Source organism: Paenibacillus jamilae, from assembly GCF_050482105.1.
Classification (GTDB): Bacteria; Bacillota; Bacilli; order Paenibacillales; family Paenibacillaceae; genus Paenibacillus; species Paenibacillus jamilae_B.
Genome location: NZ_JBCNHI010000013.1, coordinates 52558 through 64731, shown reverse-complemented (window position 1 = coordinate 64731; position 12174 = coordinate 52558). Strand labels below are relative to the sequence as shown.

General features: G+C 47.6%; 11 protein-coding genes. All 11 read right to left on the bottom strand.

Annotated features, from left to right (window positions below):
* Window positions 1-39 precede the first annotated feature (39 nt).
* The 11 genes from ABEW32_RS10545 to ABEW32_RS10495 all read right to left on the bottom strand — a co-directional run bounded on the left by ABEW32_RS10545 (window position 40) and on the right by ABEW32_RS10495 (window position 12049).
* Window positions 40-273, bottom strand: a complete 234-nt coding sequence (locus tag ABEW32_RS10545) for a MoaD/ThiS family protein (protein WP_430187362.1) — start codon at window positions 271-273, stop codon at window positions 40-42.
* Window positions 266-709 (bottom strand): molybdenum cofactor biosynthesis protein MoaE, encoded by a 444-nt coding sequence (locus ABEW32_RS10540; RefSeq protein ID WP_430187360.1) that lies wholly within the window; start codon window positions 707-709, stop codon window positions 266-268. The genes ABEW32_RS10545 and ABEW32_RS10540 overlap by 8 nt, the downstream gene beginning before the upstream one ends.
* An 86-nt stretch (window positions 710-795) precedes the next feature.
* Window positions 796-1815: a ThiF family adenylyltransferase gene (locus ABEW32_RS10535; protein ID WP_430187358.1), complete on the bottom strand. Its 1020-nt coding sequence runs from the start codon at window positions 1813-1815 to the stop codon at window positions 796-798.
* A gap of 100 nt (window positions 1816-1915) precedes the next feature.
* Entirely contained in the window at window positions 1916-3130 is a 1215-nt protein-coding gene (locus tag ABEW32_RS10530; protein ID WP_430187355.1) for a nitrate/nitrite transporter, read from the bottom strand.
* 208 nt (window positions 3131-3338) lie between these two features.
* A complete protein-coding gene (locus ABEW32_RS10525; RefSeq protein WP_040103856.1) occupies window positions 3339-3986 on the bottom strand; it encodes a response regulator transcription factor in 648 nt (215 codons plus the stop codon).
* Between the two features lie 7 nt (window positions 3987-3993).
* A complete protein-coding gene (locus ABEW32_RS10520; RefSeq protein ID WP_430187352.1) occupies window positions 3994-5058 on the bottom strand; it encodes a sensor histidine kinase in 1065 nt (354 codons plus the stop codon).
* A gap of 1 nt (window position 5059) precedes the next feature.
* Window positions 5060-5512, bottom strand: a complete 453-nt coding sequence (locus ABEW32_RS10515) for a GAF domain-containing protein (RefSeq protein WP_430187349.1) — start codon at window positions 5510-5512, stop codon at window positions 5060-5062.
* 44 nt (window positions 5513-5556) lie between these two features.
* Window positions 5557-6240 (bottom strand): respiratory nitrate reductase subunit gamma, encoded by a 684-nt coding sequence (gene narI / locus ABEW32_RS10510; RefSeq protein WP_430187346.1) that lies wholly within the window; start codon window positions 6238-6240, stop codon window positions 5557-5559.
* Entirely contained in the window at window positions 6237-6803 is a 567-nt protein-coding gene (narJ, locus tag ABEW32_RS10505) for a nitrate reductase molybdenum cofactor assembly chaperone (RefSeq protein ID WP_430187619.1), read from the bottom strand. Before narJ ends, narI begins: the two co-directional genes overlap by 4 nt.
* Window positions 6796-8385 carry a nitrate reductase subunit beta gene (gene narH / locus ABEW32_RS10500; protein WP_430187343.1) on the bottom strand — a complete coding sequence of 530 codons (1590 nt, stop codon included), beginning with the start codon at window positions 8383-8385 and terminating at the stop codon, window positions 6796-6798. Before narH ends, narJ begins: the two co-directional genes overlap by 8 nt.
* Window positions 8375-12049, bottom strand: coding sequence for a nitrate reductase subunit alpha (locus tag ABEW32_RS10495; RefSeq protein ID WP_430187340.1), 3675 nt, complete (start codon window positions 12047-12049; stop codon window positions 8375-8377). The genes narH and ABEW32_RS10495 overlap by 11 nt, the downstream gene beginning before the upstream one ends.
* Window positions 12050-12174: the final 125 nt, after the last annotated feature.

The window sequence follows — 12174 nt, the reverse complement described above, 5'->3', positions numbered from 1 at the left end:
TTTGACGTTGCAGAAATGGGCACATGATGAGCACTTTCACTAGCCACCGCTGACAGGCGGAATAAAAGCTGCGATATCTCCATCCTGCAATACATCTGTTAGCAACGCATATTCCTCATTTACTGCAACTCGTATAGACTCGATCGGCATATCCGGATATTTGTCTGTGATCCAACTGCACAATCCTGCTACAGTTTGGCCTGCCAAGTCTGCCATTTCTTCGGATTTTCCCGTCATCTCACGGAGTCCCGCAAAATAGTACAGCTTAATCATGACTGATTTCCCCCGGTTTTTTCTTTTGTTGTCCGATCCATTGTGTTCCGTCCTCCCAAATCTCTCGTTTCCAGATTGGGACGATTTCCTTGATTCGTTCGATTGCATATTCATTCGCCTGATACGCATCCGAGCGGTGAGGTGAAGAAACAGCGATGACAACGGCAATATCTCCAATCTGAAGCTCACCAATCCGATGCGCGATTGCTACTCTTGTCCCTTCCCATTTCTGTTCAATTTCGTGGCCAATCTCTGCAAGCTTTTTCTCGGCCATAGGCACGTAGGCCTCATAAGCAAGGTATAACGTCCGTACACCTTGGGTCCACTCTCTTACATGCCCCGTAAATACAGTCACTGCTCCTGCTTCCGGTCTTAAGACATAATCCGCATAGGCCTGTGGGAGAATGGGCTCCGTCACGATTTCAAATACACTCATCTTTTCCACCTTCCAGCCACCCGGCAAGCTACTCTGCTATGAAAACTCTATTCATTATTTATATTTCCTGAATCTATGTCTCTTGTTCAACCGAACAACTGATGGTATAGCTTTTGGCCTCTAGCAATACTTCCAATACCGTGAATGAGCAGCCGTCCGTTTTTAAATAAAATCATTCGATGCTTAAAGGCATAAAATTCAACGAAATAAGGGGTCCTTTTTACACGTTCCGCCATAAGCCTGCCCATTTTCTCTGCATCGTCCAACGTAATCGGACGATCAGGGTCTGGAAGAACCTGCACTACATCCCGTCCGCACAGCGAAGCATACGCCGAGCGACGGGATGCGGTCAGTGCAGGAAATACAGGATGTTCTCCACAGGTTGGACAATCCTGATTACGGATGCGGGAAACCCCAATGTCCATTTGCGTATTCTCCCATAGTTCAAACAAATGAACCTTGCTGCGCATCTTGTCACGTTTGCCGCTCAGCCACTTCATGGCTTCTGCGCTCTGGAGGGCAGCCGTTACCTGGACTGCGGGTGAAATGATTCCAGCCGTATCGCAGGTCTGATTGATTGCCGGCAGCGTTGGCAGAAGGCAGCGTAAACAAGCAGATTTGCCCGGCACGAATGGAAAAACAACGCCTGTGCTTCCAACACAGGCTCCGTAAATCCATGGAATTCCAGCCTTTAGCGCAGCATCGTTTATAAGCAGACGAGTTTCAAAATTGTCCGTAGCATCCATCAACAATGTACTTCTCCCAGCAAGCTCTTGAGCCAGCTCGGCATCCAGGTTATCGAGATAGGTATACAAGCGTATGTCCTCTCGTATGGCCTTTAGCCTTTTTTCAGCAGCCATTACCTTGGGGAGCATTTGTATAGCATCCTGCTCCGTGAATAACTGCTGGCGTTGCAGATTCGACATCTCCACATAATCACGGTCAACCAGGTGAATCTCTCCAACGCCCGCTCTTACTAATGTTTCAGCAATGGCGGAACCCAGCGCCCCGCAGCCGATAATGGTGACGACAGCTGCGGACAGATTACGTTGTCCTTCACTGCCAATAGGTGTAAATAAGATTTGCCTTGAATAACGTTCCTTCATCGCATTGTCCCCCTAACGTTGAAGAGCGATCGTCCATTTCGAGTTTTTCCCTGCTGCTCTCGCTAGGAACGCTAAAGGTGCCTTGATAATCCCTTTTCTCTTACTGCTTAATTCCCTTTTGTTTCTTAAAGCGGTCCTGCCCCACCGAATCGAATGCTTCGGCAGCTACAGGGAAGCGTGCTTGATAGTACAGCCATATCACGAGGATCAGGCTAGCCAGTGCCACTTGGGAGAGTAACATGAACCCAATGGAATATTGGCCAGTAGCCGCATGAATCGTCGATAACAAGATCGGAGGGAAAAAGCCACCAAGCCCGCCCATCATGGATACAATTCCGTTCACTATGCCTGCCTGTTTATTAAAATAAAACGGAACTAGCTTGAAAATAACGCCGTTCCCGATTCCTGCACTCACAGCGATAGCCAGGCACCCTACGGTATACAGGGTGATGTCTGGCGAAAAAGCCAAAAGAATCGCAGCAACCGTATATACAGCAAACGTACCAACCAACAGGAACAAGGGCTGAAAACGATCCGCCAGCCAGCCACCGATAGGTCGGAAGAACGTGGCAATCGCGATAAAGCCTGCCGTACGCATCCCTGCATCCACTTTGTCGAGTTCAAAGTTCGATACGAGGAAATTCGGTAGATACACCGTGAACGCTACAAATGAGCCAAACGTAATAAAATAAAAGAGCGAGAAAAACCAAAGCTTTTCATTTTTGTAAACCCCTTTGATTTGCTCCATAATGGGGGTCTTGACTTTAGCTTCATGACGGTCCCCCAAAAAGAAATTCAAAACGATAAAAACAAGCAATAGAACAAGGTACAGCTTGACTGTAAGTGCCCAACCTACCTGGGTCGCTACAATCGGAGCGGAGAAGGTCGTTACCGCTGTCCCGAGGTTGCCCACACCATACATTCCGTTGACAAAGCCATGTCTTTCTTTCGGATAATACTTGGGCAGTGAAGTTACTCCAACCGAGAACACCGCTCCCCCGATTCCAAGGAACAAGCCACCGATAATTAAATCGGTCATCGTAGAAGCTTCACTGATATAGTAGACCGGAAACAAAAGCAACACAAAGCTAACGAGAAAAACGATTCTTGCCCCGAAAATATTGGCATAATAACCAAGCGGAATGCGCAGAATCGATCCAAGCACGACCGGAATCGCCGTAACCATGGCCAATTTTCCGGGTGGAATCACGATATCCTCCGTAATGAACGGCATGAGAGAAGAGATGATAACCCATACCATGAATCCAAGAATTAAGTTCATTGTCTGTAGTGGCAACTGCATTTTTCTAATCATTTAACTCACCTTTTTTCAGCTTTTTTCTGTCGAAGATTGATTTGAATTTTTCTGTTCCCATTGTAGTCGCTAGCCGTTCCTTTCGAATATAGGGGACTCCCCTTTCCTGGTCGGGGGAGTCCCTGAAAATAAAAAAGCCGCTTCTCGTAAGAAGCTGCTTGATTCATTCCAGATATATGGTTGGACTAAAGACGATCTTCTTCATCAGCTAAAAATCCAGCATTTTTTTCTTTAAAGCATATTGGACCAGCTCAGGCCGACTTTTTAAATTCAACTTTTCCATGATTTTGGCTTTGTTCGCCTCCACGGTCTTGACAGAGATGAACAGCTTTTCGGCAACTTCCTTATTACCGTAACCCTTTGCGACCAAAGGGAGAATCTCCAACTCGCGCTTGGACAGGATCTCATACGGATCTTCGGTTTGTGATGTTGTGTCTTTCTTGATGAACTCCCGCACGAGAGAAGTGGCCATTTTAGGATGGATATACGTCCCGCCCCCATGAATGGTGCGTATGGCAAGCAATAGTTCCTCATCTGGTGCATTTTTCAAAACGTACCCTGAAGCACCATTCTTCAAAATATGAAATAGATATTCTTCGTCGTCATGCATGGTCAAAATCAGAATTTTAGTATCGGGGTGATCCTCTTTAATTTTGCCTGTGGCGATCAATCCACTTTCGCCTGGCGGCATGCTAAGGTCCATAATGAGAATATCCGGCTTATGCTTAGCTACCATAGTATACGCTTCAATACCGTCTGCAGCCGTTCCGACAACCTCCATATCCGATTGGAAGTTCAGAATCATGGAAAATCCGCTTCGTACAATGGCATGATCATCTGCTAATACAATTTTGATCAAGTTTCTATTCCTCCTCCTGTCCAATCGGAATTTGTAAAAAGACTTTGGTTCCTTGACCAACATTCGAAAGGACGCCAAAACTTCCGCCTACCAGCTCTGCTCGCTCCTGCATACCATACAAGCCAAGGCCTGTTCCAATAGGCTTGCCCCCCTTATCAAAGCCGATCCCATTATCCTCTACAGTCAAACGAAGCGCATGTTCATGCTCGGACAAAGTAACTTTAACGGTGTCGACCTGGGCATACTTCAACGCATTGAGCACAGCCTCCTGACAGACGCGGTAAATGACTGTTTCTTTTTCGCTTCCATACCGCTTTTTGGGAAGATCAGACACGAACTCAACCACTAGACCAAAGCTCTGCTCGACCCGCTTAAAGTGGGAACGGAATGCCGCTTCAAGTCCAAAATCATCCAGGGTGGCCGGACGGAGCTCCACAGACAGATTACGGATATCATCCAGCAAGCGTGTCATGGAGGCTTCTGTCTGCTTCATATTTTTAATAAGCTGCTCATCATTCGTCATGTATTTTAACACCCGTAGTTCAACAACCGCGCTCATCAATTCCTGGGCGACACTGTCGTGTAGCTCTCTGGAAAGCCGTTTACGCTCATTTTCCTGTGCTTCAATGACATGCTTCATCATTTTATTTTGATATAATTTTTCCTGCGTCTGAAATTGCGGAGTCAAATCTCTCAGCATCAGCACCCGAATTCCATTTTTAGCATCAATTGTTTGAAAAGAAGCAGCGTAGGGAACCATCCCCTTGCTTTTCGTTTCCAAATAGACTTGAAAAGAAGCAAATTTGTCGGATTCAGGCACATTGAAATAACAGTCCAGGCAGGTACGGGGCTCTGTGTCGCTTGTATAGCCTCTGCATGTTCCGCATAAAGCTCTGTCCTGTCCTTCATAGAGTTGAATGAGAACGTCATCGCCTACAATCTCCTCCGCCGCCGGGTTCATGCCTAGGGTTTTCCCTAGCCTATCAAAAAAGAAGATGGCTTCTGTGCTGTTCTCAAACATCTTCACCATTAGCGCACTCAAGGAGTCTGTCCCTATAGACAATGTCAATTCACATCACTTCCTTCCCGTTCAACTCTCCAATTCCCCTATGTGCCAAGGCTTCCAAATCACACATCATGGCTTCGGTCATCCGTTGTTCTTCTCGAAATCCGCCTAGCAGTACGCCCGCGACGCGAGCATCATTCCATAGAGGTACAGCCCCGAGACTTTTGAGCTTCTCGGATTGAACGATCGGATAGTTAAATAGATTGTCTGCCCCAACATATTGATGAACAGATGGAATAAAGACCGATTTCCCGGTTTTAAATACGATTCCTGCTATGCCCTTTCCAGATTGCAGCACGATCCGCTTAAATCGATCATTTAAGTTGCCAGCGGCATTTTTCCATTTAATGACGTATTGATATTCGGCTGGTTCAACCAAAGCAAGTGCCATAAAATCATAACCGAAATGTTCGCGTATTCGCTCAAGCTCCCCTTGATAATCCATCTTATTAATCATCACTCTCTCCTAAGAAAACAGGAAAGAAGGCAGGGCCCGCTTTCCTAGTTCGTTTTATGTCTTCTGTACAGGATATAACTTCTGCGCACATAATTCAACGGAACGCTCCACACATGCACAAGCCGGGTAAACGGCCAGAATGCAAAAATCGCAAAGCCCATAAGTACATGCAGCTTGAAGGAGATGGGTACATCTTTCATTAATGTCGGGTCGACGCGGAACATAAACAGACCGCGGAACCAGATCGAAATCGTCTCCCGATAATCAAATTCAGGCTGTACCGCATTCGTTACGAGGGTTGCAAACATTCCCATACATACGAGGGCTAATAGCAATACGTTTACAATCAAATCAGAAGCTGTACTTAAACGGCGTACATTACGAATTGTGAAACGTCGAGAGGTAAGTATCAGCATCCCAAGGAACGTCATAGCTCCAAATATGCCACCAATATAGACCGCTCCAATGTGATACAGATGATCGTTAACCCCCAGCGCATGCATCCAGGTTTTGGGTATGCCCAAACCAGACACATGACCAAATATAACAGGAATGATCCCCAGATGGAATAAGAGGCTTCCAATCATCAATTGTTTCTTTTCAATAAATTCACTCGATTTTGCTGTCCAATTGAACTGGTCCGTTCTATAGCGGAAGATATGGCCTACGATAAAAATGACCACGCACATATAAGGGAAAATGACCCATAAAAACTGCTCCAACATCATAGCGTGGCTGCCTCCTGTTCTACGCAAGCTTTAAGCGTTTCACGCAGTCCCTTGATCAGATGAAAATACGGGCTTTTTATTTTTTCCAACGCTTTAAGCAAATGATAGGTGCCGTCTTCCAGAATCGCGATCGGCATGCGGAAGTTTTCTGTCGTCTTTGCATCCTGCACCCATTCGGCAGCATACAGAAACTCGCACATGAGCGGCAGATAATCGGGCAGCTCTCCATCCGGCATTTCAAGACCATACATTTCATAGAGAACCTTCAACTTGACCAGCATTTGTCCTCTTTCTTTTGCATCTTCGAACTTGAAGTAAGTCATATATAGTGCGCAATTTTTTTGAAAATCAAAAGTTTCTGTATACATTTCCTGGATCTCTTCCATACTAGACTCCTGCATCAGAGACCAGTACATATGAGCATGCGTATACGCAGGATGATCCTGATCAAAGGATGCTTCCAGAAAAGCCGGATGAAAATCCAGCTTTTCCGGGTACATGAGTTGTTGGGCGAAAAACCCGAATGAAGACTTGAATTCATACAGTTTCGCTACATTAATCACGCCAAATACCCCCGTAGAAGTTTTCTTCATACATTTGCTTGCCTGTTTTCGAAGGCTCTTCCATACCTGTGGAGCTTGCCAGGCTACAACCACTACAGCCAGCTCCTCCAACTCCACAACCATCCATATTTCCTAAGGTATCACCGTAACCTGCAGTTCCTTGGGCGCGATACGGATTGGCGTAACCCTCTTTATGCGAAGTCGGAATGACGAAACGGTCCTCATATTTGGCAATGGCCAGAAGCCGGTACATCTGCTCGGCCTGACGTGCGGTCATGCCAGTGCGTTCCAGCCGACTTTCATCGAAAGATTGTCCTGTGGACTGGGCACGCATATAAGAGCGCATCATAGCCATCCGCTGTAGCGATTCTTTCACCGTCTGGGTGTCGCCCGCCGTCAACATATTGGCGAGATACTGAATAGGCGTGCGCATTTCTTCGATAGCTGGGAAGATCATATCCGGATTCTCGATGGAGTCTTTCCCTTCAAAGTAATTCATGATCGGACTAAGTGGCGGTACATACCAGACCATCGGCAACGTGCGGTATTCTGGATGAAGCGGGAATGCCAGCTTATACTCAATCGCAAGCTTGTAGACGGGTGAGTTTTGCGCTGCCTCAATCCAGTCCTGCGAGATGCCATCTTTTTTGGCCTGCGCAATCACCGCTGGATCACTTGGGTCCAAGAACAAATCACACTGTGCTTTGTACAGTTCCTTCTCATCCTCTTTAGAAGCAGCCTCCTGCACCTTATCCGCGTCATACAATAGAACGCCAAGATAACGAATTCGTCCAGTACATGTCTCGGAGCAGACGGTTGGCAGCCCGGCTTCCACGCGAGGGAAGCAGAAGGTGCATTTTTCTGCTTTGTTCGTCTGCCAGTTGAAGTACACTTTCTTATATGGACAACCCGTCATGCAATATCGCCAGCCGCGACATGCTTCTTGATCCACGAGCACGATGCCATCCTCATCCCGTTTGTACATGGCGCCCGAAGGGCAGGATGCGACACAACTCGGATTCAGACAATGCTCGCAAAGCCGAGGAAGATACAGCATGAACGACTTCTCGAAATTGAATTTAATCTCTTCTTCGATTTTCTGAATGTTGGGATCAAGAGGTCCTGTCACATGGGTACCTGCCAAATCGTCTTCCCAGTTCGGTCCCCAATTCAGATCCATTTTTTCGCCTGTTACAGCAGATTGTGCACGGGCTACCGGAGAGTGCTTTTGTTCTTTAGCGTTGGTCAAATGTTCGTAATTGTAGGTCCAGGGCTCATAATAATCCTTCATTTCAGGCATATCGGGATTGTAGAAAATTTTACCTAGCGCTATCTTGGACAGCTTGTTCCCTGACTTCAGTTCAAGCTTCCCTTTGCGAAGCTGCCAGCCGCCCTTATACTGCTCCTGGTCTTCCCAGCGTTTTGGATAACCGATGCCAGGCTTGGTTTCCACGTTGTTGAACCACATATATTCTGCACCTTTGCGGTTGGTCCAAGTTGTTTTGCACGTCACGCTGCACGTATGGCAGCCAATACATTTATCCAGGTTCATGACCATGGCAATTTGAGCTTTAATCTTCAAGCCAGTTAACCTCCTTCATTTTACGTACCGCTACGTACACATCGCGCTGGTTGCCGATTGGACCGTAATAGTTAAACCCGTAGCTAAGCTGAGCGTATCCGCCAACCATCTGGGTCGGTTTGAGATGAATTCTTGTTGGCGCATTATGACTGCCCCCGCGTGTATCCGTGATTTCGGAGCCTGGCACTTGAATATGCTTATCTTGTGCATGGTACATAAACATCGTTCCTCTTGGCATCCGGTGGCTGACGACTGCCCGGGCGGTGACGACACCGTTACGGTTATACACCTCTATCCAATCATTGTCAGCCAGATCGTGGGCTGCTGCGTCTTCGTTATTAATCCATACCGTTGGGCCTCCGCGGAACAGCGTAAGCATATGCTGGTTATCCTGATAGGTGGAGTGAATATTCCATTTCCCATGTGGAGTCAGATAACGAAGCACCAGCGAATCCTGACCGCCTTTGATTTCCCGATCACGCGTACCAAATACCATCGGTGGTAAAGTCGGTTTATAGATAGGCAGCGACTCTCCAAACTGCTGGAAGATTTGATGATCGATATAGAAATGCTGTCTGCCTGTCAAAGTCCGGAACGGAACGAGACGCTCAATATTCGTGGTAAATGGCGAGTAGCGGCGTCCCTGTTTGTTAGAGCCACTGAATACCGGTGTCGGTATAACTTCACGCGGCTGCGCTGTAATGCTTTGGAACGTGATTTTCTCGGCAGCACGGTCGGCTGAGATGTCCATCAGCTTCACCCCGTGATCCTTTTCCGCCTCTTCATAGGCTTTTTGGGAGACGCGACCATTGGTTGCGGACGACAGATGGAGAATCGTATCGGCCACTTGGCGAGCTGTCTGGATCTTCGGCAATCCATCTTTAATGGACTCATCGTAATAGACCCCGTTCAGCTTCTTCAATTCCTCATATTCCTCCGCTACCGAGAAGCTAACACCGTGCGCGCCCGTTTTTCCTGTAGCCAAATTAGGACCGAGCGAGACATACTTATCATAAATTTTCGTGTAATCGCGTTCTACGATACTGAAATTAGGCATAGTTTTGCCCGGTACAGCAGCGACCTCGCCCTTCGTCCAATCCTTGACAAGACCCATCGGCTGCGAAATTTCACCTATTGAATCATGTGCTAGCGGTGCAGTTACAAGGTCTTTATATATTCCTGGCAGATGTACTTTGGCCATGTTCGAGAAGGTTTCGGATAGCTGACGGTAAATATCCCAGTCTGAGCGGGATTCCCAAAGCGGATTTACCGCCGGATTAAATGGATGCACGAACGGATGCATGTCTGTCGAGGACAAATCCGTTTTCTCATACCAGGTTGCCGCCGGAAGTACGACATCCGCGTACAATGGCGTTGTGGTCATCCGGAAATCAAGTGCGACCATCAAATCAAGCTTTCCTTCTACATCTTCCCGCCAAACGATTTCCTCTGGCTTCTGATCTTCATTCGGCTGGGCGAGCAGCGCGTCGGAAGCTCCGAGCAAATGCTTCATGAAATATTCCTGTCCCTTGGCCGAGCTGGAAATGAGGTTGGACCGCCAAATAAAGAGTGAACGCGGGAAATTCTCTGCTGCCCCTGGATCTTCAATCGCGAAACGAGTCTTACGCGATTTAATCTCTTCCACAGAGTGGCTAATGATTTCCTCATTTGACTTCTTGCCTAATTGCGCTGCTTCTTCAGCGAATAATAGGCTGTTTTTATTAAACTGCGGATAAGAAGGCATCCATCCCAACCGTGCAGCGAGCACATTGTAGTCCGCCGGATGCTGGTAACTGACATCTCCCGCAGTTGGTGATTTCAATGTGTCGGTGCCGCTTTCTTCATAGCGCCACTGTTCGGTTGCAAAATAGAAGAATGAAGTGGCATTTTGCAATCTAGCCGGCCCCTGCCAGTCTTTAGCAAAGGCAATCGTTGACCAGCCTTCAATAGGACGGCACTTCTCTTGACCTACATAATGCGCCCAGCCTCCGCCGTTAACACCTTGGGAAGCTGTTAGCACGACCAGGTTCAAGATGGAGCGATAAATAGTGTCACTGTTGAACCAGTGATTGATGCCCGCTCCCATAATGATCATGGAACGCCCTTGGGTGTCGATTGCGTTCTGAGCAAATTCGCGAGCTATTTGCACGACAACCGATGCCTTGACGCCCGTGATCTTTTCCTGCCAGGCAGGCGTATAATGAGAAGCTGCATCGTAATAATCCTTTGCATTATGAGGACTGTTATTGCGAGCGACACCATACTGGCTCATCATCAAATCATAGACGGTAGCTACGAAACGCTCTGAGCCGTCAGCCAGACGTACTTTTTTCGCCGGAATGACACGTTTAAACGTTCCATTACCTGCGTTATCAAAATAAGGGAATACGATTTCTTCCCATTGCTCGTCATGACCTACCACCGTAAGCGCAGGCTCAACCTTGGTTCCGTCTTCCCGCTCCAGGATCAGATTCCATTTCTTATCCTGCTCCCAGCGCTGTCCCATTGTACCGTTCGGGACCATCATTTCGCCTGCTACTTCATCGAATATGACCGGTTTCCAGTCTGCATGCTGTGAAGCATCCCCCAGATCGCTGGCACGCAGAAAACGTCCGCCTTTCCAGGCTCCTTCGTGAGGATCAAGCAGAATCATGAATGGCATATCTGTATATTGCTTGGCATAGTTAATGAACATGGGTTCCTGGCGTTCCTGGTAGAACTCATCCAGAATGACGTGCGTCATCGCCTGTGCCACAGCGGCGTCTGTACCCGGATTGGGTGCAAGCCAATTGTCAGCGAACTTCACATTTTCCGCCAAATCCGGAGCCACGGATACCACCTTGGTCCCTTTATAGCGTACTTCCGTCATAAAGTGGGCATCCGGTGTCCGGGTAAGCGGCACATTCGAGCCCCACATGATCAGGTAGCCTGCGTTGTACCAATCCGAGGATTCAGGTACGTCCGTTTGCTCACCCCAAATTTGAGGAGAAGCAGGCGGAAGATCGGCATACCAATCGTAAAAGCTCAACATCTCCCCGCCAAGCAGAGAAATGAATCGTGCTCCCGAGGCGTAGCTTATCATTGACATGGCTGGAATAGGGGTAAAGCCTGCAATCCGGTCAGGGCCGTACTTGCGAATCGTGTAAATTAATTGCGCCGAAATCAGATGCAGAACATCATCCCAAGCCACACGAACATGCCCGCCTTTGCCACGAGCCGATTTGTAGAGCTTGGCTTTCTCCGGATCTTCGACAATGCTGGCCCATGCGTCTACCGGATTGCTATACTCCTTGAGGGCAGCTTGCCAGAGTCGCAATAGCTTACCGCGCATATATGGGTATTTCACACGTAACGGGCTGTATTCATACCAGGAAAATGAAGCTCCACGCGGGCATCCACGCGGCTCAAATTCCGGCATGTCTGGACCGCAGGAAGGATAATCAATTTGCTGATTTTCCCAAGTGATGATGCCGTTCTTAACAAAAACCTTCCAGCTACAGGAGCCAGTACAGTTAACACCATGCGTCGTGCGAATCACTTTGTCGTGAGACCAACGCTGGCGGTACACGTTTTCCCATTCTCTATTTTTTTCTTCAAGGATTGACCAATTTCCGGAATAGCTCTCGATTGGTTTGAAGAAGTTGAGACTGTATTTCTTTTTCATCGGTGATCAACGCTCCTTTTCAGAATGAATCAATCCATCGCAAGCCCATGGGAAAGATTCATTCGCTTACTCTCATTATGGAATTCATTCATCTCCGTTCCCATTAGGGAATGTCCTATAGCGCT